Annotated in this window: 23 protein-coding genes; 14 read left to right on the top strand and 9 right to left on the bottom strand. The window is 73.4% G+C overall.

The window, feature by feature from the left end:
• Positions 1-34: 34 nt before the first annotated feature.
• Entirely contained in the window at positions 35-1,363 is a 1,329-nt protein-coding gene (locus Voc01_RS17360) for a glycoside hydrolase family 18 protein (protein WP_239160265.1), read from the bottom strand.
• Positions 1,364-1,666: 303 nt separating this feature from the next.
• On the opposite strand from Voc01_RS17360, the gene Voc01_RS17355 reads away from it, so the two are divergent.
• Entirely contained in the window at positions 1,667-2,440 is a 774-nt protein-coding gene (locus Voc01_RS17355; RefSeq protein ID WP_203928480.1) for a 5'-methylthioadenosine/S-adenosylhomocysteine nucleosidase family protein, read from the top strand.
• Here Voc01_RS17355 and Voc01_RS54440 read toward each other — a convergent pair.
• Both Voc01_RS54440 and Voc01_RS17345 read right to left on the bottom strand, forming a co-directional pair.
• The gene (locus Voc01_RS54440; RefSeq protein ID WP_307781575.1) at positions 2,322-2,666 is read right to left on the bottom strand and encodes an SDR family NAD(P)-dependent oxidoreductase; all 345 of its coding nucleotides are present in this window, start codon (positions 2,664-2,666) and stop codon (positions 2,322-2,324) included. The two genes, Voc01_RS17355 and Voc01_RS54440, sit on opposite strands and share 119 nt — an antisense overlap.
• 227 nt (positions 2,667-2,893) lie before the next feature.
• A complete protein-coding gene (locus Voc01_RS17345; protein ID WP_239160264.1) occupies positions 2,894-3,520 on the bottom strand; it encodes a maleylpyruvate isomerase family mycothiol-dependent enzyme in 627 nt (208 codons plus the stop codon).
• Positions 3,521-3,569: 49 nt separating this feature from the next.
• Here Voc01_RS17345 and Voc01_RS17340 point away from each other — a divergent pair, with 49 nt between their 5' ends.
• Positions 3,570-4,487 (top strand): sigma-70 family RNA polymerase sigma factor, encoded by a 918-nt coding sequence (locus tag Voc01_RS17340; protein WP_239160263.1) that lies wholly within the window; start codon positions 3,570-3,572, stop codon positions 4,485-4,487.
• Here Voc01_RS17340 and Voc01_RS17335 read toward each other — a convergent pair.
• The gene (locus Voc01_RS17335; RefSeq protein ID WP_203928477.1) at positions 4,441-5,586 is read right to left on the bottom strand and encodes an FAD-dependent oxidoreductase; all 1,146 of its coding nucleotides are present in this window, start codon (positions 5,584-5,586) and stop codon (positions 4,441-4,443) included. The genes Voc01_RS17340 and Voc01_RS17335 overlap by 47 nt on opposite strands.
• A gap of 111 nt (positions 5,587-5,697) precedes the next feature.
• Between Voc01_RS17335 and Voc01_RS17330 the strand changes: the two genes are divergently transcribed.
• Genes Voc01_RS17330 through Voc01_RS17320 form a run of 3 tightly spaced genes read left to right on the top strand, consistent with a single transcriptional unit; the run spans position 5,698 to position 9,895 of the window.
• On the top strand, positions 5,698-7,467 hold the full coding sequence (locus tag Voc01_RS17330; RefSeq protein WP_203928476.1) for an ATP-binding cassette domain-containing protein: 1,770 nt from the start codon (positions 5,698-5,700) through the stop codon (positions 7,465-7,467).
• Positions 7,464-9,221 carry an ABC transporter ATP-binding protein gene (locus Voc01_RS17325; protein WP_203928475.1) on the top strand — a complete coding sequence of 586 codons (1,758 nt, stop codon included), beginning with the start codon at positions 7,464-7,466 and terminating at the stop codon, positions 9,219-9,221. Before Voc01_RS17330 ends, Voc01_RS17325 begins: the two co-directional genes overlap by 4 nt.
• 11 nt (positions 9,222-9,232) lie before the next feature.
• Positions 9,233-9,895 (top strand): RraA family protein, encoded by a 663-nt coding sequence (locus Voc01_RS17320; RefSeq protein ID WP_203928474.1) that lies wholly within the window; start codon positions 9,233-9,235, stop codon positions 9,893-9,895.
• 4 nt (positions 9,896-9,899) lie between these two features.
• Here the strand turns inward: Voc01_RS17320 and Voc01_RS17315 are convergent, their stop codons facing one another.
• Entirely contained in the window at positions 9,900-10,226 is a 327-nt protein-coding gene (locus Voc01_RS17315; protein ID WP_203928473.1) for a winged helix-turn-helix transcriptional regulator, read from the bottom strand.
• A 74-nt stretch (positions 10,227-10,300) separates the two neighbouring features.
• Between Voc01_RS17315 and Voc01_RS17310 the strand changes: the two genes are divergently transcribed.
• On the top strand, positions 10,301-11,167 hold the full coding sequence (locus Voc01_RS17310) for an alpha/beta hydrolase (protein WP_203928472.1): 867 nt from the start codon (positions 10,301-10,303) through the stop codon (positions 11,165-11,167).
• Between the two features lie 32 nt (positions 11,168-11,199).
• Complete coding sequence (locus Voc01_RS17305) at positions 11,200-13,092, top strand: primary-amine oxidase (RefSeq protein WP_203928471.1); 1,893 nt, start codon at positions 11,200-11,202, stop codon at positions 13,090-13,092.
• Positions 13,093-13,101: 9 nt separating this feature from the next.
• Here Voc01_RS17305 and Voc01_RS17300 read toward each other — a convergent pair whose 3' ends face one another.
• Positions 13,102-13,932, bottom strand: a complete 831-nt coding sequence (locus Voc01_RS17300; protein WP_203928470.1) for a class I SAM-dependent methyltransferase — start codon at positions 13,930-13,932, stop codon at positions 13,102-13,104.
• Between the two features lie 72 nt (positions 13,933-14,004).
• Here Voc01_RS17300 and Voc01_RS17295 point away from each other — a divergent pair, with 72 nt between their 5' ends.
• Positions 14,005-14,364 carry a hypothetical protein gene (locus Voc01_RS17295; RefSeq protein WP_203928469.1) on the top strand — a complete coding sequence of 120 codons (360 nt, stop codon included), beginning with the start codon at positions 14,005-14,007 and terminating at the stop codon, positions 14,362-14,364.
• Here Voc01_RS17295 and Voc01_RS17290 read toward each other — a convergent pair.
• Complete coding sequence (locus Voc01_RS17290; protein ID WP_203928468.1) at positions 14,361-15,518, bottom strand: AI-2E family transporter; 1,158 nt, start codon at positions 15,516-15,518, stop codon at positions 14,361-14,363. The two genes, Voc01_RS17295 and Voc01_RS17290, sit on opposite strands and share 4 nt — an antisense overlap.
• A 108-nt stretch (positions 15,519-15,626) precedes the next feature.
• Here Voc01_RS17290 and Voc01_RS17285 point away from each other — a divergent pair, with 108 nt between their 5' ends.
• Together Voc01_RS17285 and Voc01_RS17280 are read left to right on the top strand one after the other, a co-directional pair.
• Positions 15,627-16,238, top strand: a complete 612-nt coding sequence (locus Voc01_RS17285; protein WP_203928467.1) for a TetR/AcrR family transcriptional regulator — start codon at positions 15,627-15,629, stop codon at positions 16,236-16,238.
• Positions 16,235-17,032: a maleylpyruvate isomerase family mycothiol-dependent enzyme gene (locus Voc01_RS17280; RefSeq protein WP_203928466.1), complete on the top strand. Its 798-nt coding sequence runs from the start codon at positions 16,235-16,237 to the stop codon at positions 17,030-17,032. Before Voc01_RS17285 ends, Voc01_RS17280 begins: the two co-directional genes overlap by 4 nt.
• 191 nt (positions 17,033-17,223) lie before the next feature.
• Here Voc01_RS17280 and Voc01_RS17275 read toward each other — a convergent pair whose 3' ends face one another.
• Both Voc01_RS17275 and Voc01_RS17270 read right to left on the bottom strand, forming a co-directional pair.
• Positions 17,224-17,901, bottom strand: coding sequence for a hypothetical protein (locus tag Voc01_RS17275; RefSeq protein WP_203928465.1), 678 nt, complete (start codon positions 17,899-17,901; stop codon positions 17,224-17,226).
• Between the two features lie 3 nt (positions 17,902-17,904).
• On the bottom strand, positions 17,905-19,752 hold the full coding sequence (locus Voc01_RS17270) for a hypothetical protein (RefSeq protein ID WP_203928464.1): 1,848 nt from the start codon (positions 19,750-19,752) through the stop codon (positions 17,905-17,907).
• 646 nt (positions 19,753-20,398) lie between these two features.
• Here Voc01_RS17270 and Voc01_RS17265 point away from each other — a divergent pair.
• From Voc01_RS17265 to Voc01_RS17250, 4 genes are read left to right on the top strand one after another with little or no spacing between them, the layout of a single operon-like run.
• The gene (locus Voc01_RS17265) at positions 20,399-20,797 is read left to right on the top strand and encodes a TOBE domain-containing protein (protein WP_203928463.1); all 399 of its coding nucleotides are present in this window, start codon (positions 20,399-20,401) and stop codon (positions 20,795-20,797) included.
• On the top strand, positions 20,794-21,540 hold the full coding sequence (gene modA, locus Voc01_RS17260; RefSeq protein WP_203928462.1) for a molybdate ABC transporter substrate-binding protein: 747 nt from the start codon (positions 20,794-20,796) through the stop codon (positions 21,538-21,540). The genes Voc01_RS17265 and modA overlap by 4 nt, the downstream gene beginning before the upstream one ends.
• A 1-nt stretch (position 21,541) precedes the next feature.
• On the top strand, positions 21,542-22,327 hold the full coding sequence (locus Voc01_RS17255; protein ID WP_203928461.1) for an ABC transporter permease: 786 nt from the start codon (positions 21,542-21,544) through the stop codon (positions 22,325-22,327).
• Positions 22,312-23,370 carry an ABC transporter ATP-binding protein gene (locus Voc01_RS17250; RefSeq protein ID WP_203928460.1) on the top strand — a complete coding sequence of 353 codons (1,059 nt, stop codon included), beginning with the start codon at positions 22,312-22,314 and terminating at the stop codon, positions 23,368-23,370. Before Voc01_RS17255 ends, Voc01_RS17250 begins: the two co-directional genes overlap by 16 nt.

Below are 23,370 nucleotides of genomic sequence, written 5' to 3'. Positions count from 1 at the left end.
GGGCGCGGGCGTGGCCGCGAAAATGACCGAACCGTCAGCGGCCGAGGCCGCCCGCGAGCGACCGGGTGAGGACGCCGTCCTCGGTGTCGCCGTCGAGCGACCAGATCATGGCGCCGCCCAGCCCGCGGCTGCGGACCCACAGCGCCTTCTGCACGATGACCGCCGGGTCGTCGTACGTCCAGAACGTGGAGCCGTCGAAGATCCAGGCGTGTCCGGCCCAGATGTCGCGGTGGACGCGGTACCCGCCGGTGCCGACGAGCGCCGACACCGCCCGGTAGGTGTTGGACCCGGCCGCCGCACCGGTGGCCGGCTGGAACAGGCCGTTGTTGGCGGTGCCGGTGACGCCCGTCCAGCCCTGGCTGTAGTACGGCACGCCCACCACGACCTTCTGCCGTGGCGCGCCCCGCTGCAGGTAGGCGTCCACGGTGGAGGTCACCGAGAAGTCGGGCGTCGTCGGGTTGCCCCGCGGCACCCGCAGCGCGGAGTGCTGGTTGGTCAGCGGCTCCCACGTGCCGTGGTAGTCGTAGCCCTGCAGGGTCCCGTAGTCGAGGTCCTTGAAGATCTTCCGGACCTCGAAGCCGGCGTCGATGGCGGCCGGGTTGGCCGGCAGGAACGCGGACAGCAGGTAGTGCCTGCGCTTCTCCTTGCCGTACCGGTCGAGCTGGCGCCGGAACTCCTCGACGACCGCGGTGAAGTTCTGCTTGTCCTCCGGGCGGATGACGTTGCCCGGCTCACCCGCCGAACCCGGCCACTCCCAGTCGAGGTCGATGCCGTCGAAGACGCCCGCCGCGCTGCCCGGGCCACCACGGCCGTCGAGCGCCGGCAGGTTGCCCTTGATGTACAGGTCGATGCAGGACGACACGAACGCCCGCCGCGACTCCGGCGTGAGCACGGCGTCGGAGAAGTAGTTCGACCAGGTCCAGCCGCCGAGCGAGATCAGCACCTTCAGGTCGGGGTGCTTGGCCTTGAGCTTGCGCAGCTGGTTGAAGTTGCCCGCGAGCGGCTGGTCCCACGCGTCTGCCTTGCCGTCGACGCTCTCCGCCTCCGGGTAGCCCCGCTGGAAGTCGGCCCACGCGTCGCCCTGGCCCGGCTCGTTGTTGATGAAGCACTTGCCGTCGGGTCCGACATTGCCGAACGCGTAGTTGATGTGGGTCAGCCGGCGGGCCTGCCCGCTGGTGTCGACGTTCTTGACGAAGAATCCGGAGTAGTTGCTCCACTGGGTGTAGTAGCCGACCTTCAGCGGTCCGTCTCCGCGGTGGCCGTTGCCGGAGCCCGCGCTCGCGGCGCTGGCGGGCAGGCCGGCGGCGGCTACGGCAACGATGGTCCCTAACGTGGTCAGTCGACGAAGTAGGCGGGTGCGCACACGGTCCTCCAGCGTTCGCGCAGCGACAGGCGCCCGTTCCGCGAGCACGGCTGTCCCGCCCGACAGCCGGGGTCACGGCACGGTGTAAGTGGCCTATACCAGTGCGGTGAAACTACGTTCCGCGTCGCCCGGCGTCAATGCCCCACGGCAGTCGCGGCCGGTGGCGGGCCGCGCGTGTGCGGACTGTGCGAGTTCCGACACCCGGCCCGCCAGCCGCCCGGCAACAGGGCTGCAAGGCGGCTGCAAGGCCGCGCGCAACCGGTCACCTCATGGTCTTCCCAACCGCGAGGTGAGGAGGCGCCCATGAACCGGACAGCGACAGTCGTACGGGTGGTCGACGCGGTGGTCGTCACCGCGCTGCCGGTGGAGCACCGGGCGATGGCCGCCGCCGGCACGGCCGGGACCGCCGGCCACCCCGGTGTGGTCGCGTGGCACCGGGCGGACCCGCACGGGCCGACGCCCTACGACACCGGTTCCTACGTGATGGCCGACGGGTCGACGGTGCGGGTCGCGCTCGCGCGGGCCACCCGGCCCGGGTGCATCGCGGCCGCGGCCACGGCGGCGGCCCTCGCCGAACGGCTACGGCCGCGGTGCCTGGCGATGGCCGGCATCTGCGCGGGGAACCCGTCGGCGGTCGGCCTCGGCGACGTGGTCGTCGCCGACAGCACCTACGTCTACGACGAGGGACACTCCACAGTGGACGGTTTCGCCGCGAACCACCGTCAGGTGCCGATGCCCGACGCGTGGGTGCGCGTCGCACAGGACCTGTCGTCGATCGAGGAGCGGGTCGTGGTCGGGCCGATGGTCAGCGGCAGCACGGTGGTCAAGGACGGCCGGATCTGGCACCGGCTGGCGGCGCTCGGCGGACGGCACGTCGTGGGCCTCGACATGGAGGCCGCCGCGGTCGCCACCACGGCGCACCTGCTCGGGGTCCCGGCCTGGGCGGTGGTCAAGGGCGTCACCGACCACGCCGACCCGGCCAAGGACGACCGGCACGTGGCCGCGGCGTCCCACGCCGCGGCCATCGTGCTGTGGACGCTGCTGCTCCACCAGCTGGCCGGCTACCAGGGGACCTGACCGGCGTCGTCGTGGAAGCCGGCGGTGGTGCCGGACCCGGGAGCAGGGCCAGCCGGACCACCACCGCCGCGCCCTCCGCCGCGGTGCGGGTGCCGGTGTGGTTGTTGAGATCCGTCGCGCAGTACCCGGGGTCCGCCGCGTTGACCGCGATACCGGCCTCGCGGAGATCGGCCGCGTACGCGATCGTGAGACCGTTGAGCGCGGCCTTCGAGGCGTTGCAGGCCATCATCGGGATCCCGCCGCCGGGGGCGGTGACGTCCAGCGGCACGGGCGAGGCCAGCGGACCCAGCCCGGCGGCGGCCTCCGTTCCCCGCGCGAGGTCGCGGCACCCAGCAGCACCCGCACCCCCGGCCCGCACCAGCCCGCGGGCCACCTCGAGCCCGATTCCCTTGTTCGCGCCGTGCCCTACACGGCCGTGCCTGGTACGCCGTCCTACGAGGGGCTGCGGCGGCTTCAGGCGGTCCGCGTGTAGCGCTCGGCCCGGTCACCGTCGAGAAGGCCCGGTGGCAGGCGGCGGCCGCACACGACGAGCAGCAGATGCTGCGCCAGCCCGCGCACGGGCCTTCCGGTGCCGTGGCTCCAGTCGAGATCGGTCGCCTCCAACCGCACGCCGTCGAGGTCGGTGCCGAAGTAGCCGACGCTCCGCGGGGTCATCGCGTCGAAGACGAGCGCCAGGCGCCCGACCGGCACCCGGCGGTCGAGGCCGAGCCCGACGGTGATGTCGAGGCCGTGGATGACGTCGTGCGACAGCGCGCCGGCGAGGCCGCCGCCCGGCGGCTTCCACGGGTGGGCGACGTTGTCGCGCACCGATCGCAGCAGGTGCGCGGTCGTGAGCCGGGCCGCGTCGCGGCGGGCGGCGCGGTCGGCCATGCGGTCGAAGTTCCCGCGGGCCCGGATGAGGTCGAGCGCGAACCGTCCGACCGAGGTGCGGAACGGCATCGTCGTGTGGGCGACCACCTCCTTCACCCGCCAGCCGGCGCAGAGGGTCGGCGCGTCCCACTGCCCCGGGTCGAGCGTGGCGAGCAGGTCGGCGTGGTCGGTGCGCTCGGCGGTCACCGCGGCCATGATGTCGTCGGTCATGAAGGGCATACGGGACGGGCGCGGCGAACTCATCGGTAGGGTCGGACACGTGTGGGAGACGGAGCCGTACCGGGTGGAGCTGACCGGTTACTGCTACCGGATGCTCGGCTCCGGGTTCGAGGCCGAGGACGCCGTGCAGGAGACGTTCGTGCGGGCCTGGCGCGCGGCCGACCGGTACGACGCCCGGCGGGGGTCGCCGCGCACCTGGCTGTACCGCATCGCCACCAACGTGTGCCTCGACATGCTCCGCAGCGCCCAGCGCCGCGCCCTCGCGATGGACCTCGGCCCGGCGTCGAAGCCCGGCGACGGCTTCGACGCGCCGGTGCCGGACGAGCGGTGGATCCACCCGGTTCCCGACAGCCGCGTGCTGCCCGAGGACACCGCCGTGCAGCGGGAGACGATCCGGTTGGCGTTCGTCGCCGCGCTGCAGCACCTGCCGCCGCGCCAGCGCGCGGTGCTGATCCTGCGCGACGTGCTGTGCTGGTCGGCCGAGGAGACCGCCCGCCTTCTGGAGACGACCGTCGCGTCGGTGAACAGCGCCCTGCAACGGTCACGGGCGACGTTACGCTCCCACGCACCCGCGCCGGGCGAACCGTGGCGGCCCGACGACCCCGCGCAGCGCGACCTCCTCGACCGCTACTGCGCCGCGTTCGAGCGCCACGACGTCGAGACGCTCGTGTCGCTGCTGCACGAGGACGCCACGACGTCGATGCCGCCGTTCGCGTGGTGGCTGCGGGGTCGCGAGCACCTCCGGCAGGTGATGCTGGCGCCCGGCGCGTCGTGCGACGGCGCCCGGCTGGTTCCGGTGCGGGCGAACGGATCGCCGGCGTTCTGGCAGACGCGTCCGGGCCCCGACGGCACGCACCGGCCGTTCGCACTGCAGGTGTTCACCGTCGCGGGCGGCGCGGTCACCGACACCGTCACCTTCCTCGACGCCGACCGGTGGTTACCAATGTTCCCGCTGTAGCGGGCGGGTCGGGGAACGAGCCGTCGCCGAACAGGATCCGGGCCGCGGCGGCCCGTCCGGCGCGGGTGCGCAGCACGGCGACGGCCGCCTCCGCCGCCGCCGTGGTGCGGATGCCGGCGAACGTCCGGCGCAGCAGCAGCCGTCCGCGGAACCGGGCCCGCAGGTCGGTTCCGTTGTAGCGGTTCAGCACGCGCGGGTCGCCGCGGTTGAGGAACGCGGTGGTCACGGCCGCCGCCAGCTCCGACATGCGCAGGCACGGGTCGAGGCCGCCGGCGGTCAGCGGGGAGACCGCGCCGGCCGCGTCGCCGACGAGCAGCCCGGCCGGGCACGCCAACCGGCGCAGCACCCCGCCGACCGGGATCGGGCCGCCACGGCGTTCGACCGGGCCGGCCGCCGTGGGGCCGCCGGGCGCGTCGGCGGCGAACGCGTCGAGGAGACGGCGTGCGCCCGCCCGCATCGCGCGCGGGTACCCGGCGACGCCGACGTGCGCGTGCCGACCGTCGTCGATGACCCAGGCCAGGTACCCGGGCGCCACGCGCGGGTCGAGCACGCAGTGGAACACCGGTGTGGTGGCCTTCGGGGTGACCGGGAACAGCACCTCGGCACCGACGAGCAGCCGCCGGTTGACGTCCAGGCCGAGGCTCCGGGCGACGCGGGAGCGGGCCCCGTCGGCGCCGACGACGAACCGCGCGGTCACCGGGTCGGCGCCCTCGAACGTCGCCACGCCGTCGCGTGTCGCGCGGAGGCGGACGCCCAACCGGACGCGCGCGCCGGCCGCCTCGGCGCGGTGCAGCGCGTGCGCGTACACGGCCGCCATGTCGGCGACGCGGTACTCGTCGCGGTCGCTGGTGAGCCGCACCGGCGAGCGGCGCGACGGCGGGTACAGCAGCACGTCGCGCACGCCCGGACCGAGCACGTGGTCGGGCAGGTCGAAGTCGTCGAGCGTGCGGCGAACGAAGATTCCGGTGGTGCGGATGCCCACCGACAGCGACCGGCGCCGGTCGACCACCAGCACGTCGAAGCCCTGCGCGGCGAGCAGGCGGGCGGTGTGCAGCCCGGCGAGCCCGGCACCGACGACCAGTACGTCCACTGTGTCCACGGTCAGCGACGGTAGGCGCGTCGTCGGCGCCGCGCGACAGCCTGCACGCTATCCGCGCGGGACCTCCACAATCCGCTTGCCGCCCGCCACCGACCCGGGTAGACATCGACGGTGGTGTCAGCGATCGCCGTGCGGTTCCGGCTGCTCCGCCTCCTGGGCCGGGCGGGTCCCCGTCCCGCCGCCCTTCTCGTGGTGCTGCAGACGGTGCGGGCGGTCGTTCCGGTGGCGCAAGCGCTCGCGGTCGGCGGGCTCGTCGCCGCGTTGTTCGCCGCGCGCACGGTGGCCGAGGCGGCCGTCGCCGCGGGTCTGGTGGCCGGGCTCTTCCTCCTCGACCAGGTGGTGTGGCTGCTGATCGTGCCGGTGCGCACCCTGGTGGTCCGGCGGATCGACGGCGATCTCCGCGCCCGGGTGCGCGCGGTGGCGACCGCCGTGCCCGGCCTCGACGTGCTGGAGAGCGTGGCGTTCCAGGACCGGGTGTCGCGGGCGGTCGACACCGGTTCCGGGGTGGGCCGGGAGCGGTCCGCGGGTGGCGCCGCGGCCGGCCAGCTGGAGCTGGTACTGCGGATGGTGAGCACGGTCGCGGCCACCGCGCTGGTCGCCACGTTGTCGGTCGTGCTCGCGGTCGGGCTGCTCGCGCTCGGCCTCGTCCTCCGCGCGGTCATCCGCCGGCAGTGGATGCGGCTCGTCGACATGCTCGACGCCGACACGGTGAGCCAGCGCTACGACTACTACGTCTCGTCGCAGGCGGTCTACTTCGCCGCCAAGGACGTGCGGCTCTTCGGGCTCGCCGACTGGTTCGCCGGCCGCACGCGCGCCGCGATCGCGCGGATCTACGCGCCGGTGTGGCGGGAGCTGCTCGCGGTGCTGCGCCGGCAGTGGTGGACGGCCGTGCTGGCACTCGCCGGCGCGACGGCGGTGCTGGCCGCGCCGGCGGTCGCGGTGCTGCGGGGCGACCTCGATCCGGCGCTGCTCATCACGTACGTCCTCGCCGGCACCGCGGTGCTGGCGATCAGCGCGACCGGCGTCGAGACGTTCGACATCGAGTACGGGCGGCACGCGGTCGCGGCCGCCGACGAACTGTCCACACTGTACGGTGCCGGGTCCGTCGCCGACGTCGCCGGCCCGGCGGCGCGGCCGCCCACGGTCCGGTTCGAGAACGTGGTCTTCTCGTACCCGGGCGAGGCCACCCCGACGCTCGACGGGCTGACCGTGACGCTCCACCCTGGACAGACGGTGGCGATGGTCGGCGCCAACGGCGCCGGCAAGACGACGTTCGTGAAGCTGCTCGCCGGCCTCTACCGGCCCGACTCCGGGCGGATCACCGTCGACGGCGTCGAGCCGCACCTGCGGCGGCCACCGCTCACGGTGCTGTTCCAGGACTTCGTGCGGTACCCGGCGAGCCTGCGCGACAACGTCACCGCGGCCGCACCCGGTCACCCGGTCGACGACGACGCGGTGCGCGACCATCTGCGCCGGGCCGGTGCCGCGGACCTACCGGCGGACATCGACACCCTGCTGTGGCGGGAGGGCACCGACGGCACGGACCTGTCCGGCGGGCAGTGGCAACGCGTCGGGCTCGCGCGGGTGCTGTTCGCGGTGACCGCGGGACGCCGGCTGCTCGTCCTCGACGAACCCACCGCGAGCCTCGACGTCCGCGCGGAGGCCGAGTTCCACGAGCAGGTGGTGGCCGGTGTCCGCGACGCGACCACCCTGCTGATCTCGCACCGGATGTCGACCGTGCGGTTCGCCGACCGGATCCTGCTGCTGCGCGACGGCCGGGTGGTCGAGGACGGCACGCACGACGACCTGCTCGCGCTCGGCGGCGGGTACGCCCGGTTCTTCACCGCGCAGGCGGCGGCCTTCCGGGGGGAGCCGGCATGACCGACTGGGCGCGGCTGCTGCTGCACATGACCCGGCGCTCCTTCCGCGCCGGCCGGCGCCAGGCGGTGCTGCTCTGCGTGCTCACGGTCGGACACGCCGGTGTGATCGCCGCGATCGGCCTGAGCCAGCGCGAACTGGTGGACGACAGCGCCGCCGGCGACACCCGGGGGGTCGTCGCCGCGATCGCGCTGGGTGCGTTGGCCTACACGGTCTCCGCGGTCGCGGCGCGGATCGGGAACAACCTCCGGGCCTTCCTCGCCGGGCGCGTGCGGGGCGCGCAGAACGAGGAGGTGCAGCGGCTCGTCTCGTCCATTCCCACGATCAACCACCTGGAGTATGCGCCGCACATCGACCGGTGGAACCGCATCTTCGACAGTTCGCACGCCCTGGCCGCGATGCCGTGGTCGGCGCTGGAGTCGCTCGTCACCGTGCTCGGCCTCGTGGTGACCGTCGGCCTGCTGGCGTCGGTGAGCCCGTGGCTGTGCCTGCTCGCCGCGCTCGGCGTTCCGCTGTACCTCGCGAACCGGCGGGCCGACCGCCTGCTGCGCGACGCGCGTGACGCCGGAACCGAACCGCTCCGGCGCGAGCAGCGGCTGCACGAGGCCTGTGTCGAGCCGGAGCCGGCCAAGGAGATCCTGGTGTCGGGTGGCGGCGCCGACCTGAGCCGGCGGGCCGCCGGGTTCTGGGACGAGGCGGCCGACCGCGAGACGCGCGCCCGGCTGCGCGGCGCCGCCTGGCAGGGAGCGGCGTGGACACTCTACGCGGTGGCGTTCGCGGGCGCGCTGACCCTGGTCGCCGACCTCATCCGGGCCGGCGAGGCGAGTGTGGGCACGGCGGTGCTCGTGGTCTCGCTCGCCACGCAGTTGCAGAGCCAGCTGCGCACGGTGCTGGAGAGCCTCGCCGCGTCAGCGGAGGCCGGGCAGGTGGTGTCGCACTACTGGTGGCTGCGCCGGTATGCGGCTGCCGCGCGGCGGTCGGGCGCCGCCGCGCCGGTCACGCTGTCCGCGGGCATCGAGGTGACCGGCGTGAGCTTCCGCTATCCCGGCGGCGACCACGATGTCCTCCGCGACGTCACGCTGCGCCTGCCGGCCGGCAGCGTCGTCGCCGTGGTGGGTGCCAACGGCGCCGGCAAGTCGACGCTCGTGAAGCTGCTCACCGGTCTCTACGAACCGACCACGGGACGGATCACGGTGGACGGTGCGCCACTGTCCGATGTGGACCCCGACGCCTGGCGGGCGCGGCTGTCGGGCGTGTTCCAGGACTTCGCCCGCCTGCGGCTGCTGGTCCGCGAGACCGTGGGCATCGGCAACGTGCGGTTCGTGCGTGACCGCGCGGCGGTGCGGAGCGCGGTCGAGCGGGCCGGCGCGCCGACCGAACTGGGCCTGGAGACCCAGCTGGGCGCCGCGTTCGGCGGGGTGGAGCCGTCGCTGGGCCAGTGGCAGCGGCTGGCTCTGGCCCGCTCGCTCATGCGGGGGGCGCCCCTGTGCCTGGTGCTCGACGAGCCGACCGCCGCGCTCGACCCGCTCGCCGAACGCGAGCTGTTCGACCACTTCGTGTCGCAGGTCCGCGGGGCGACCGCGCGCGGGGCGGTCACCGTGCTGGTGGCGCACCGCTTCACGACCGTCCGGATGGCCGACCACATCGTGGTGCTCGACGGCGGCCGCGTCACCGAGCAGGGCGGCCACGACGACCTGATGGCCGCGGGCGGCGCCTACGCCGACCTGTACCGCCTGCAGGAGCGCGCCTACCGCTAACGTCTTGTGCCATGACCGATCTGGACACCATCCGGCGCCTGGCCGCCGACGTCGACACCACCGCGATCTGCGACGCGGCCCGCGACGCGTACGTGATGTCGCCCGCGCTACGGTGCCGCTCGGCCGTTCCGGTGCTGTGCGGGCCGGCGGTGACCGTGCGGTGCCGCGACGACTTCCTCGGCGTCATCCAGGCCATCGAGGTGGCCGGTGCCGGCGACGTGCTGGTGGTCGACGGCGGCGGCCGGGAGCCGGCGCTCGCCGGTGAGATCTTCGCCCGGGCCGCGCTGGCGAAGGGACTGGCGGGGATCATCGTCGACGGCGGCTACCGCGACCTGCGCTACGTCAGCACGTGCCCGCTGCCGGTCTACAGCCGGCACGTCACCCCGCGGGCCGGTACGACCCTGCGCCCGGCGACCGTCGGTGTGACGGTCGAGTGCGGCGGCGTACCGGTGAACCCGGGCGACATCGTGATCGCCGACCAGGACGGCATCGTGGTGCTGGACCCGGCCGACGCCGTCACCCATCTGACCGCGGCCGCCGCCGTGATGGCGACCGAGGCCCGCGTGGTCGAGCGCCTCGACGCGGGCGCGACGCTGGGCGAGCTGGTCGGCGTGGCCGAACATGTCGACCGGCTGCGCCGCGGCGAGCCGTCCCGTCTCACGTTCGCCGTCTGAGACCTCAGCCGTTCTTCACCGCCCACGCGCAGATCGCCGCCAGCGGTTCGCGCAGCGTGTGCCCGAGGTCGGTCAGCCCGTACTCGACGTGCTGCGGCGCGCTCTCGCGGAGCACCCGCCGCTCGACGAGCCCGTCGGCCTCCATGCCGCGCAGGGTCTCGGTGAGCACCTTCTGGGTGATGCCGGGCAGTCGTCGGCGGAGGTCCGCGTGCCGGTGCGGGCCGTCGAGCAGCGAGTAGACCAGGAGGACGCGCCACTTCGCGGCCAGCCGCTCCAACGCCTGCCGGGTGGCGCAGCTCTCCTCCAGGACGTCGGGTACCACCAGGTCCATGACAGCCTCCCGTTCACGGGCACCGCGAGGTGCCTTCTGGTGCCGGGCACCGCCGCGAGCCTAACCTTCCCGTTGTGCCACACCACATCGACTTCCGTAGCGGAGACCTCGACCTCGCCGGCGTGCTCCGGCTGCCCGCATCCGGTACGCCGCTGCCCGGGCTGGTGCTGACCGGCCCGTTCACGGGCGTGAAGGACCAGGTCGTCGGCCTGTACGCCGAGAGGCTCACGGAGGCGGGCTTCGCGACGCTGGCGTTCGACCACCGGGGCTTCGGCGGGAGCGGTGGCCGCCGCGGTCACGAGGACAGCGGCGGCAAGCTGGCCGACCTGCGGGCGGCGGTCGACGCGCTGGCGGCGCGTCCGGAGGTGGACGCCGACCGGCTCGGCGTCGTGGGGATCTGCCTCGGTGGCGGCTACGCGGTGCGGGCCGCCGCGCAGGATCCGCGGCTGCGCGCCGTCGCCGGGATCGCCGGCGCGTACAACAGCCCGGCGTGGTTCGCGCGGCAGATGGGTGCCGGCGCGTACCGGTCCGCTCTCCGCTCTTTCCTGGACCGGTACGACGAGTACCTGCCGGCGGTCGCGCCCGACGGCGGCGAGGCCGCGATGGGCGGCGACGAGCCGTACGCGTACTACGGCACCGCGCGGTCGGCGTCGCCGGTGTGGGAGAACCGGGTGACGCGCGGGTCGCTGCACTCCCTGATGACGTTCGACGCGTTGGGTGCCGCTCCTCTGCTGGCCGACACGCCGCTGTTGATCGTGCACGGGAAGGTCGACGCCTACTGCTCTCCCGAACTCGCCGCGGCGATGCACGCGGAGGCGGCGGGAGAGAAGGAGATCGTGTGGCTCGACGCGGGCGAGCACATCGACCTCTACGACCGCGAGCCGTGGGTCACGCAGGCCGTCGACGCGGCCGCCGCCTTCCTGCACAAGCGCCTGACCTGAATCCATCGAGCGGTTTCGTGGTGTGATGGGGCATGGCGCCGTCACACCCCCTCGCCAGGCTGTCCGCCGACGAGTTCACCGCCGCCCGCGACCTGCTCGCCAGGGCCGGCCACGTCACCGACACGGTCCGGTTCGCGAACCTCTGCCTCGAGGAGCCGCCGAAGGCGGACGTGCTGGCGTTCGACGCCGGCGACCCGGTCGACCGGCGGGTCCGCGCGATCCTGCTCGACGTCACCACCGGCGCGACCACCATCGTGGTCGCGTCGCTCACCCGGGCCGCCGTCGACAGCGTGCGGACCGTCGACACCGGCGCCGAAGGGCAGGCGCCGATCCTCCCGGAGGAGTTCGAGGCGGTCGACCGGATCGTGAAGGCCGACGGGCGGTGGGTCGCGGCGATGGCCCGGCGCGGCGTCACCGATGTCGACCTCGTGCGCGCCTGCCCGCTGTCGGCCGGCGACTTCGGCATCGAGGGGGAACCGGGCCGGCGCCTGCTGCGGGTGCTGTCGTTCGTCGCGGAGAACGACGCCGACCACTGCTGGGCCCACCCGGTCGACGGCGTGGTGGCGTACGTCGACCTCATCCGGGGCGAGGTGACCGACCTCATCGACCACGAGGTCCTGCCGGTCCCCGGCGAGCCGGGCAACTTCGACGATCCCGGGTTCGTCGGGCCGGCCCGCACGACGCTGCGTCCCATCGAGATCACCCAGCCGGAGGGCCGTAGCTTCACGGTCGACGACGACGTGGTCAGCTGGGAGGGGTGGCGGTTCCGGGTCGGGTTCGACCCGCGGGAGGGGCTGGTGCTGCACCAGGTGTCGATCCACGACCGTCCCGTGATCTACCGGGCCTCGGTGGCGGAGATGGTGGTCCCGTACGCCGACCCCGCCCGCGTGCGGTTCTGGCAGAACTACTTCGACGCCGGCGAGTACCTGCTCGGGCAGCAGGTGAACACGTTGACGCTCGGGTGCGACTGCCTCGGCGACATCCACTACCTCCCCGCGGTGCTGCCCGACGCCGACGGCGCCCCGCGCACCGTCGAGAACGCCGTGTGCCTGCACGAGGAGGACCACGGGGTGCTGTGGAAGCACTCCGACCTGTTCACCGGGTCGCGGGAGACGCGGCGGCAGCGCCGTCTGGTGGTCTCGTTCTTCGTGACCGTCGGGAACTACGACTACGGCTTCTACTGGTACCTCTACCTCGACGGGACGATCGAGCTCGAGGTCAAGGCGACCGGGGTCCTGTTCACCTCCGCGTACCGCGCCGACAGCCCGTGGGCCACCGAGGTCGCGCCCGGCCTCGGCGCGCCGTTCCACCAGCACCTGTTCTGCGCCCGCCTCGACATGACCGTCGACGGGCCGCGCAACGTCGTCGACGAGGTCGACGTGACGCGGGTCCCCACCGGCGCCGACAACCCGTACGGCAACGCGTTCACCCGCACCGCGACCCGCCTGACGCGCGAGTCCGAGCCGCGGCTGGCGGACCCCGCGGTGGGACGCGTATGGCGCGTCGCCAACCCCGACTCGCTGAACCGGCTCGGAAAGCCGGTGGCCTACACCCTGGAGCCCGAGGCGCAGCCGGTGCTCCTGGCCGACGACGGCGCGCCGATCGCCCGGCGGGCCACATTCGCTACGAGGCACCTGTGGGTCACCCCGTACTCGCCCGACGAGCGCTATCCGGCGGGCGAGCTGGTGAACCAGCATCCGGGCGGCGACGGGCTGCCCGCGTACACGGCGAACGGCCGCTCCATCGACGGCGCCGACGTCGTGCTGTGGCACACGTTCGGCTCGACGCACTTCCCGCGTCCGGAGGACTGGCCGGTGATGCCGGTGCAGACGTGCGGCTTCCGCCTCCAGCCGTCAGGCTTCTTCGACCGCAACCCGACCCTCGACGTCCCGGCCACGCCGGGTGGCGGCCACTGTCACACCTGAGCGGGCGGCTCAGGACTTGCGCCAGATCCGCATCTCGGTCGGCGGAACGACCTCGGCGAACCGGCCGGCGGGCGATGCGGTCCGCAGCACGCCCCGGAGGTCGCGTTCGAACGTGTCGAGCCGGTCGGCGAACAGGTGCGGCGCGGAGCTCGACATCGAGAACACCCACGCCACGACGTCGTCGGCGGACCGTTCGACCGCGTGTCCGGCCGGCACGACGTGGCGGTCCAGCGTCGGGAAACCGGCCCGCGCGAGCACCAGGTCCTCCCGGCCGGGCGTGCCGTCGACGAGCATGCCCTGTCCCGCCCGCCGGACCGGGCCGAGGTAGCGCCGCACCAGGTCCGCGATCTCCCCGTGCGGCACCGCGGGCAGGGGCAGCTCGGGGTCGGCGGGCCGGTCCTTGAGGTCGCTCAGGTGCACGAACGCGCCGTCGGGCGTCAGCATGTCCCGGACGGTGGCGGCGACGCGGTCACGGTCGGTCCACTGGAACGAGTTGGCGAACACCACGACCCGGAACTCGCCGAGCCCGGCCGGCAGGTCCTCCGCGAGCGCGGCGACCCACCGCGTGTTGCCGAGGCCGCGCAGCCCGGCCTGCCGCTCGGCCTCGGCCAGCATGTCGCGGTCGGGATCGAGGCCGACGGCCTCGGCGAACAACGGCGCCAGGGCGAGCGTGACGATCCCCGGCCCGCAGCCCACGTCGAGGAGCCGGCCGGTCCCGTCGAGACCGAGCGCCGCGGTGAGCGTCTCCACGAACCCCGGTGCGTAGGGGAGCCGGCCGCGTTCGTAGTAGGCGGCGCTGCCCTGGAACAGCGTGCTGTCCCACTGCCATCCGTCTGGCATGTCGGTTCCCGTCGTCGTCGTTCGCACCGGACGTGACAGCATGCCATGGTCGGTCGATTCCTTGGAGGGGTAATGCGACGGGGACGGGTACTGGTGATCGGGCTCGATCCGGTGCGGATTCCGGGATGGGACCCGGAGCCGGTGGTCGCCGCGATCGCGCGTGGACAGGCGCGCTTCGACGAGCTCGGCATCGACGCCGACCTGTGCCTCGTGGCGCCCGACGACAACCCCGAGGCGGCGGTCGCCGAGGCGCTCACCGGGGCCGACTACGCCTGCGTCGTGGTCGGCGGCGGCATCCGTAAGCACGAGCCGTTGCTGGGCCTCTTCGAGACGCTGGTCAACCTCGTGCGCCGGCACGCTCCCGGTGCGGCCATCGCGTTCAACAGCACGCCCGACGACACGGCCGAGGCCGCGTTGCGCTGGCTTCCTTAGGCCGCTTCGGGCTGCGGTCCGGACTGCGGTCCGGACTGCGGTCCGGAATGGGGGCCGGGATCCGGCGCCGGATCCGGCTCGGGGTCCGGTGGCGTCTCGCTGAGCTGTTCGCGGATGTAGCGCCACACCACCGCGACGAACGCCGCCACGGGCACCGCGAGCAGGCTGCCCACGATGCCGGCCAGGCTTCCGCCGAGTGTCACGGCGAGCAGGATCACCGCCGCGTGCAGGCTCAGCCCCCGGCTCTGCAGCATGGGCTGGAAGACGTTGCCCTCCAGTTGCTGCACCACGATGATGATGACCAGTACGATCAGCGCTTCCTTCCACCCGTTCGACACCAGCGCGATGAGCACCGCGACGAACCCGGCGAACAGCGCGCCGATGATCGGCACGAACGCCGACACGAACGTCAGGATCGCCAGCGGCATCACCAGCGGCACGCCCAGGATCCACAGGCCGACGCCGATGAAGACCGCGTCGATGAGCCCGACGGCCGCCTGCGACCGCACGAACGAACCGAGCGTCACCCAGGCCCGGTCGGCGACCGTCGGGATGTCGACGGCCAGCCGGCCCGGTAGCTGACGGGACAGCCAGGGCAGGAACTGCGGGCCGTCCTTGAGGAAGAAGAACATCAGGAACAGCGCGAGGACCGTCGTGATCAGACCGTTGACCACGACGTTCACGCCGCTGAGGGTGGCCGTGGCGATGCTGCCGACGCTGTCCTGCAGCCGGCCGATCCCGGCGTCGACCGCGCTGCTGACCTGGTCGTCACCGATGTTCAGCGGCGGGCCGGCCGCCCAGTCCCGCAACCACTGGATGCCGTCGACGACGCCGTCGACCAGCTTGCCCGACTGGCCCGCCACCGGCACCGAGATCAGCGCGATGATCCCGGCCGCGATCAGCAGCGACGCCACCGTGACGACGGACGCGGCCAGCGCGGGCCGCCAGCCCCGGTTGCGCAGGAACCGGGTCGGCGGCCAGGTGAGCGTGGTGAGGAGCAGGGCGAGCAGCAGCGGCCAGAGGATCGACCAGGCCTTGCCGAGCAGCCACAGCGCCACGCCGGCCATGATCAGGACGAGCAGCACGTCGAGCGAGACGCGCGCCGACGTACGCAGGGCCGCCCGCGTCTTCCCCGGGCTCAGCGGTGGGGACATGGGATCACCCTAGGGCCGGTCGGGTCGCCGCGTGATCTCCGTGTCGATGTGGTGACCTGGGGTCACCCGGGGTTGACCGGCGGATACGCTCGGGTCATACTCCTAATCGTGTTAGGTGAACCGAAGCGCGATAGGAAAAACGAACGCCGTTCGGCTACCCGTCGCGAGATCATCGACGCGGCCTGGCGGCTGGCCCGCGAGCACGGGCTCGCCCAGTTCACGCTGCGCGACGTGGCCGCGCTGGTCGGCATGCGGGCGCCGTCGCTCTACAGCCACTTCGCGTCGAAGAACGCCATCTACGACGCGATGTTCGGCGACGCCTGGACCCAGTTCCACGAGTACGAGAAGTCCGTGGAGGCCGACGAGCCCGCGACCAGCCGGGCGGCGCTGCGGTTCTACGCGCGGGTGTTCTTCGACTTCGCGGTCGCGTTCCCCGCCCGTCACCAGCTCATGAACCTGCGGACGCTGCCCGGCTTCACGCCGGGCGGGCAGGCGTACGCGGCCTCCGTGGCGACGATGGAGCGCTTCATCGCCCGGATGGAGCGCCACGGCGTCTCCGGACCGGGCGACATCGACATCTTCGTCGCGATCTGCGGCGGCATGGTCGACGCCCAGCTCGCCAACGACCCGGGCGGCGACCGGTGGTCCCGGCTGCTCGACCGGTCCATCGACATGTTCTCCGACAACGTCGGCATCACCAGCGAGGAGACCCGGCCGTGACCGTCACCGGTACACCCGAACGCAGCCGGTCCGCGCCGCGGACCGCGACCATCGACCACGACGCGGCCATGGGCCTGGCCGCCACCGAGTACGAACGGGGCGCCGGGCTCATCGCCCGGCTCGACGCCGCGCAGTGGTCCGCGCCGACGGTCAACACCGGTTGGGACGTGCGGGCGACGGTCGGCCACTCGGTCGGCATGATGGAGATGATCAGCAGCGTGCCGCGGCTCGCGCGCCAGCAGCTGGCCGCGCAGCGGGCCGCCAGGCGCGCCGGCGCGCCGGTGTCGATCGACGCGCTGACCGCGTTGCAGGTGCGGCTCAACGCGGGGTTGACCGTCGAGGAGCTGGTCGGCAGGTGGCGCGCCCTTGCCCCGAAGGCCGTCCGGGGACGGCGGCGGATTCCGGCGTTCGTCCGCCGGCGGAAGCTGCCGGAGCGGCAGCTGGTCAACGGTCAGCTGGAGTCGTGGACGCTCGGCTACCTGGTCGACGTGATCCTCACCCGCGACCCGTTCATGCACCGCCTCGACCTGTACGCGGCGACCGGCCTGGCGCCGGTGGTCACGGCCGAACACGAGGGCCGCCTCGTCGACGACGTCGTTCGGGAGTGGGCCGGGCGGCACGGCCAGCCGTACGTCCTGGAGCTGACCGGTCCGGCGGGCGGTCGGTGGTCCAGCGGTACCGGCGCGCCGGTCTCGCTGGACGCGCTGGACTTCTGCCGCGTCGTATCCGGCCGGCCGGCCGTGGCGGCCGGCGTCGAACCGACCGGCCTCCTCACAACCCAGGTCCCGTTCTAGAGCGAGGGTGCGGCGCAACCCGCCGCCCCCTGTCCCCCTCTCCGCCGATCTTGCAGCTGTGGCCTCCCTCAAAACGCGATATGTCCGCAGATAGGGGCGGCCACAAGTGCAAGATCGGCGCACGCCTCGACAACGGCGCGGGCGGCGCGGGCGCGAGCGCGAGGGCGCGGCCTGGCACAGCGATACGGGGCCTAGAGCTCGGGTGCCGGCAGTCGCAGTGCCTTCGCGGTGCGGCGGGCGTTGTCGCGCAACAGGTCCAGGGCCGCGGCCGGGTCACGGTCGGCCGCGGCCATGACCGTGGTGACGCGCGCGTGCGCGTCGCGGACCCAGGCGATCCGGCCGTCACTGTCCATGGCCCGGTCCGCGTAGCCCGCCGCCTCCCGGGCGCCGGCGAGGTCGCCGCGGATCAGTTGCGTGTACGCCAACGCCTCGTCGACGTTGATGTCGATCCACTCGCCGCCGCGGCCGGCCAGCGTCGCCATCCGTTCCCGGAGGAACGCGAGGTAGCCGTCGACCGAGCCGTACCGGTCGAAGTGCGGCAGCGCGTCGTCCCGGATCAGGTCGGCGAGCTGCCGCATCACCGGCTCGTACGCGTCGACGGCCGGAGCCGCGTCCCAGTACCCGCCCACGGTGGCGTGACCCACCCGCAGTCCGTTGTCGGCGACGAGGTCGCGACGGGGCACCGCGAGCAGCTGGCACATCGCCTCGAGGTAGAAGCCCGGCCGGTGGTCCGACGGCGTGGGGGTGACCACCCGGGCGGTCCAGCCGACCGGTTCGTGGATCAGGTACGGAACCTTGACGCGCCACTGTCCGGGAAGCTCCGGGAGCAGGAACCGGCGCGCGGCGTCGAACCACAGGCGGATGTCCACGGGTCAGCACCTTATAGCGATGACCGGTAGGTTCCGGTATCCGGGCGGGAGCTGGTCGTTCAGCTCGCCGTACCACTTGTTGTCGAGGCCGGTGTCGCCGGTCTTGAGGTCGATGAAGAACTCCGGCTGCAGCCGGTCGGACCCGTAGACCACGTCGGGAACCCGCGTGCCCTTGCGCCAGACCTTCCGCCCGAACCACGGGTTGTAGTACTTCGTGGTCACCTGGCCGTTGAGGTAGCCGACCTCGGCGAACAGCTTCGGATTGTTCTCCTGGGCGATCAGCTCGGCCAGCCGCTTGTGCACGCGCGTCCCCCACTGGGTCGCGCTCTCGCCGGCTCCCCGCTTGATCTCGCCGCACGCCTTCTTCGCCAGGTCGTCGACCCGCTTCAGCGTCCGCTGCTGGTCGGCCGTGAGCGGTGACCGGCTCGCGGTCGGCAGCTCGCTGACGAACGGACGGCCGGACGTCGGCGCGCTCGCTCCCGCCCCGCTCGGCGCGACCCCGCTCGGTGCGACCCCGCTGGGCGGGGTGCTCGGGTCGTTGTCCGGCCGGCGCTTGCGGGCCGCCTGGGCGACGAGGTCGTCGAGCATCGCCTTGACGTCGACCTCGGCCACCGCCCGCGCGATGGCGCGCGCCGACGCCTGCACCAGGTGCGTTCGCGGGTTCCGCGAGGGCGGGATCGTGTAGGCGGCGAAGCAGGTGGTGGACGCCGAGCCGTTCGGCGGCATCGAGACGGTGTTCGTGCAGGAGCGCACCGGGCGGCCGTCGAGCGTCATGTCGATGGTCACCGACGCGGTGACCGGCTGGTTGGCCTTCACGTACGGCGACGACGACGAGATCCTGTTCGACAGGACGACCGTCGCCGTGCAGCCGTTGGTGCCGCAGGGGGCCAGCGTGATCTGACCGTCGAGCGAGAAGCGCACCTGCGAGTCGACCGAGGTGCGGAGTTCGTTGATCTTGGCTTCGAGGTCGCTGCGCAGTTTCGCGGCCTCGTTCTCGCTGAGGTCGCCGAGGTCGAGCTCGAAGTCGTCGCCGGCCGCGCGGGCGAGGAAGTAGCGGCCGCCGTCCGTGTCGCTGTCGTAGCCGCTGGTGCGGGTCTGTCCGGGTGTCGGGCTCGCGCTCTGACCGGCAGCGGCGGCCGTGGCGAGCCGCACGATCCGTTTCGGTTCCGCGGTGGTCACGTGGACGTCGACCGTGCCGACCCGCACCACGCGCGTCTCGACGCCCTTGACCTCACGGGTCTCACCGAGCACCGGGGTGGCGTCGTCGTCGCCGCTGCCCGGGTACCCGACGAGGCTGCCGGGTGACAGCGCCTCGGCGACCAGGACGGGCGACAACGCGTCGAGCACGCCGAGGCCGAACTGCTCCGGTTCGACCTTGACCCACTGGGCCGCGTACTCCGCGAGGTTCTCGCGCGGTGCGGCGTTGCGGCGCCAGAACGCCTCGCCGGCCCGCAGGAACGTGCGCTCCGCGGTGCTGAGCAGCTGGACCTGGTCGCCGCCGAGCGTGAGCGTCGCGAGGGTCGAACCCTCGGTGGTCACCTCGGCGGTGACGGGGACGCGGGCTCCGCCGGGCCCGGTGAACGAGCCGCTGAACCTCGTCCCGGGCGCCAGCAGCAGCGCCTCGGCCGCCGCGTCGAGCTGTGCGGCCGCCTGGTCCCGGTAGTGGGCGGCGTTGGGCCGCGACTGGCCGCCGATCGGGCCCTGCAACGAGAGCGCCGCCAACAACCCGACGACCAGCACCACCGCGATGACCGCGGCGGCACCGGCCAGGTAGGGCAGCATCCGCCGCCGTCCACCGCGGTGCGGCGGCCGGGCGGCGGGCGGCCTGACGAAGGCGCCGGCCGGCCACATGGGCGCACCCCCCGGCGCGCCGAACGCGGGCGGTCCGGATGCGGGTGGTGCGGATGCGGGTGGGACGAAGCCGGGCGGCCCGAACGCCGGAGGTCCCGGGGCGGGTGGCCCCGAGGCGGGTGGTGCGGAAGCCGGCGGCACGAAGCCGGGCGGCCCGTGCGTCACGGGTGGCGGCACCTCGGGCGGTGGGAAGCCCAGTGCCGGGAAGCCCGACGGTGGCACGGGCGGCGGCGGTACCGGCGGCACTGGTACCGGCGGCGGCTGAACCGGTGGCGGCTCCGGCGAAGCGGCCGGGTCGGCGCCCGGATATGACCCGGGCCGCATCGGCGGCGGCTCGCTCTGGCCGTGCGCACTCTGGCCGTGCGGAGCCTGGCCGTGCGGAGCCTGGCCGTCCGGGCTCTGGCCTTGCGGACTCTGATCGTGCGGACTCTGATCGTGCGGATCGGTGCCCATGCCGTCCTCCCCCGTCATCGGCATCAGCGTCGATATGTTATCGCCAGCGTCAATGCGGTATCACGCGGTGTTGCGGCTGTCCGATGTGGTTCCCGGCAACGGGCGCAGATGCGGTGGATGTAACGATACTGGTCTCGCGGATGCGGGTCCCGTGTAGATTTTCAGCCGCACCTGCGGACGGTATGCTACCGGCGTGACAGTGTTCCGGATCTCGGAGGCCGCCGGCTTGCTCGGGGTCAGCGACGACACCGTGCGCCGGTGGGTGGACGCCGGCCGGCTCGACGCCACCCGCGACGGGCAGGGGCACCGGGTGATCCGGGGCACCGACCTCGCCGCGTTCGTCCGGGCGCAGGCGGCCGACCCCGACGCCCGGTCGGAGGAGTCGTCGGCGCGCAACCGGCTGCGGGGCATCGTCACCGCGGTGGTGAAGGACACCGTCATGGCGCAGGTCGACATCCAGGCGGGGCCGTTCCGGGTGGTGTCGCTGATGAGCCGCGAGGCGGTCGACGATCTCGACCTGGAGGTGGGGTCGGTGGCGATCGCGGTGATCAAGTCCACCACGGTGGTGGTCGAGCGGGCGGTCGCGCGGTGACGCGGCTGGTGCTGGCCGCGCTGATAGTGGTGGGGCTTGTCGGCTGCGGCGCGGGCGGGGAGCCGTCGTCGGGTGGCGAGGTGGGCGCGGTCACGGTGTTCGCGGCGGCGTCGCTGACCGAGTCGTTCACCCGGATCGGGAGGGACTTCGAGGCGGCGAACCCGGGTGCGAAGGTCACCTTCAACTTCGCCGGCAGCTCGGCCCTGGCGACCCAGATCAACCAGGGCGCGCCCGCCGACGTGTTCGCCTCGGCCGCGCCCGCGAACATGAAGACGGTCACCGACGCGGGCGGCGCCGACGGCACGCCGACCACGTTCGTGCGGAACCAGCTCGTGATCGCGGTTCCGAAGGGCAACCCGAAGGGCGTCACGGGGCTGGCTGACCTCGCGAAGCCGGGCGTGAAGGTGGCGCTGTGCGCCGAGCAGGTGCCGTGCGGCGCGGCCGCGAAGAAGGCCGGGGTCACGGTGCCGCCGGTGACGCTGGAGCAGGACGTCAGAGCGGCCCTGTCCAAGGTGAAGCTCGGCGAGGTCGACGCCGCGCTGGTGTACCGCACCGACGTGCGGGCGGCATCGTCCGATGTGGACGGTGTGGAGTTCCCGGAGTCGGCGAAGGCCGTGAACGACTACCCGCTCGTCGTGCTGAAAGGGGCACCGAACAAGGGCGGGGCGCGGGCGTTCGTCCAGTATGTTCTCTCCGACCGGGGGCGGTCGGTGCTGACGCAGGCCGGATTCCAGGCACCGTAACGTGCGGCGGACACAACGGGTGCCGGTCGGGCTGCTGGTTCCCGCGGCGATCGGGCTGGTGTTCCTGGTGCTGCCGTTGGCGGCGCTGCTGATCCGCGCGCCGTGGTCGACGATGCCGCAACGGCTCGCCGAGCCCGAGGTGCGCACCGCGCTGTGGCTGTCGCTGCAGAGCGCCACCGTCGCCACCGTCGTGTGCCTGGTGCTCGGCGTCCCGCTGGCCTGGGTGCTGGCCCGCACCGACTTCCCCGGCCGCCGGTTCGTGCGGGCGCTGGTGACCGTGCCGCTGGTGCTGCCGCCGGTGGTCGGCGGCGTGGCGCTGCTGCTGGTGTTCGGCCGCCGCGGGCTGGTGGGGGAGTGGCTCGACGCGACGTTCGGGATCACGTTGCCGTTCACCACCGCGGGGGTCGTGCTCGCCGAGGCGTTCGTGGCGATGCCGTTCCTCGTGATCGCGGTCGAGGGTGCCCTGCGCGGCGCCGACACCCGCTACGAGGAGGCCGCGGCCACGCTCGGCGCCGGACGGTGGGTCACGTTCACCCACGTGACGCTGCCCTTGGTGGCGCCGGGCGTCGCGGCCGGCGCCGTGCTGTGCTGGGCGCGTGCGCTCGGCGAGTTCGGCGCGACGATCACGTTCGCCGGCAACTTCCCCGGCCGCACCCAGACGATGCCGCTGGCCGTCTACCTCGCGCTGGAGACCGACCTCGACGCCGCGATCGTGCTCAGCCTGATCCTGCTCACGGTGTCGGTGGTCATCCTCGCGGCGTTGCGAGACCGATGGCTGACGTCGTAGACGCGCGGCTCGTCGTGCGCCGGGCCGCGTTCGAACTGGACGTGGTGCTGCGCATCGCCGCGGGTGAAGTGGTCGGGCTGCTGGGCCCCAACGGCGCCGGCAAGAGTACCGCGCTGCGTGCCCTCGCCGGTCTCCAACCGCTGTCCGACGGCCACGTCACGATCGACGGGACGGACGTCGACCGCCCCGACCGTCGACTGTGGACACCCGCCGAGAAGCGGCCGATCGGTGTGGTGTTCCAGGACTACCTGCTGTTCCCGCACCTGACGGCGCTCGACAACGTGGCGTTCGGCCCGAGACGGCACGGCGCCGACCGGCGCACCGCCCGCCGGACCGCGGCCGAATGGCTGACGAGGGTGGGCCTCGAAGACCACGTGACAGCCCGGCCCCGCCACCTGTCCGGTGGGCAGGCGCAGCGGGTCGCGCTCGCGCGGGCGCTGGCCGTGCGTCCACATCTGCTGCTGCTCGACGAGCCGCTCGCCGCGCTCGACGCCCGCACCCGGCTCGACACCCGTGCCGAGCTCCACCGCCACCTCGCCGAACACCCCGGCGCCACGCTGCTCGTGACCCACGACCCGCTCGACGCGCTGGTGCTCGCCGACCGGCTCGTCATCATCGAGGACGGCCGCGTCGTGCAGGAGGGTGACGCGGCGACCATCACCGCACGGCCCCGCACCGACTACGTGGCGAGGCTCGTGGGCCTCAACCTCTACCGCGGAACGGCCGACGGCCACACGGTGCGCATCGACGACCTGACCCTCACCGTCGCCGACACCGTGCACGGTGACGCGTTCGTCGCGTTCCCGCCGGCCGCCGTCGCCCTGCACCGCAGCCGCCCCGACGGCAGCCCCCGCAACACCTGGCCCGCCACGATCACCGGCCTGCAGCGCCACGGCGACAACCTGCGCGTGCAGCTGACCGGCCCGATCACGGTCGCCGCCGACATCACCCCGGGCGCCGCCACGCAGCTCGACCTCGGCCCCGGGCACCAGGTGTGGGCGGCGGTCAAGGCCGCCGAGACGCGGGCGTATCCCGCCGGCTGA

Source organism: Virgisporangium ochraceum (assembly GCF_016863655.1).
In the GTDB taxonomy this organism is placed as follows: domain Bacteria; phylum Actinomycetota; class Actinomycetes; order Mycobacteriales; family Micromonosporaceae; genus Virgisporangium; species Virgisporangium ochraceum.
Note: the sequence above shows the minus strand (reverse complement) of the source record. Positions and strands in the feature narration are given on the sequence as shown.

What these genes read in the sequence shown, in the direction of transcription:
- Voc01_RS17355 (WP_203928480.1), top strand. Translation starts at nt 1,667, where the DNA reads ATGAACCGGACAGCGACAGTCGTACGGGTGGTCGACGCGGTGGTCGTC.
- Voc01_RS54440 (WP_307781575.1), bottom strand. Translation starts at nt 2,666, where the DNA reads ATGGCCTGCAACGCCTCGAAGGCCGCGCTCAACGGTCTCACGATCGCG.
- Voc01_RS17345 (WP_239160264.1), bottom strand. Translation starts at nt 3,520, where the DNA reads ATGACCGACGACATCATGGCCGCGGTGACCGCCGAGCGCACCGACCAC.
- Voc01_RS17325 (WP_203928475.1), top strand. Translation starts at nt 7,464, where the DNA reads ATGACCGACTGGGCGCGGCTGCTGCTGCACATGACCCGGCGCTCCTTC.
- Voc01_RS17320 (WP_203928474.1), top strand. Translation starts at nt 9,233, where the DNA reads ATGACCGATCTGGACACCATCCGGCGCCTGGCCGCCGACGTCGACACC.
- Voc01_RS17315 (WP_203928473.1), bottom strand. Translation starts at nt 10,226, where the DNA reads ATGGACCTGGTGGTACCCGACGTCCTGGAGGAGAGCTGCGCCACCCGG.
- Voc01_RS17305 (WP_203928471.1), top strand. Translation starts at nt 11,200, where the DNA reads ATGGCGCCGTCACACCCCCTCGCCAGGCTGTCCGCCGACGAGTTCACC.
- Voc01_RS17300 (WP_203928470.1), bottom strand. Translation starts at nt 13,932, where the DNA reads ATGCCAGACGGATGGCAGTGGGACAGCACGCTGTTCCAGGGCAGCGCC.
- Voc01_RS17295 (WP_203928469.1), top strand. Translation starts at nt 14,005, where the DNA reads ATGCGACGGGGACGGGTACTGGTGATCGGGCTCGATCCGGTGCGGATT.
- Voc01_RS17290 (WP_203928468.1), bottom strand. Translation starts at nt 15,518, where the DNA reads ATGTCCCCACCGCTGAGCCCGGGGAAGACGCGGGCGGCCCTGCGTACG.
- Voc01_RS17270 (WP_203928464.1), bottom strand. Translation starts at nt 19,752, where the DNA reads ATGTGGCCGGCCGGCGCCTTCGTCAGGCCGCCCGCCGCCCGGCCGCCG.
- Voc01_RS17250 (WP_203928460.1), top strand. Translation starts at nt 22,312, where the DNA reads ATGGCTGACGTCGTAGACGCGCGGCTCGTCGTGCGCCGGGCCGCGTTC.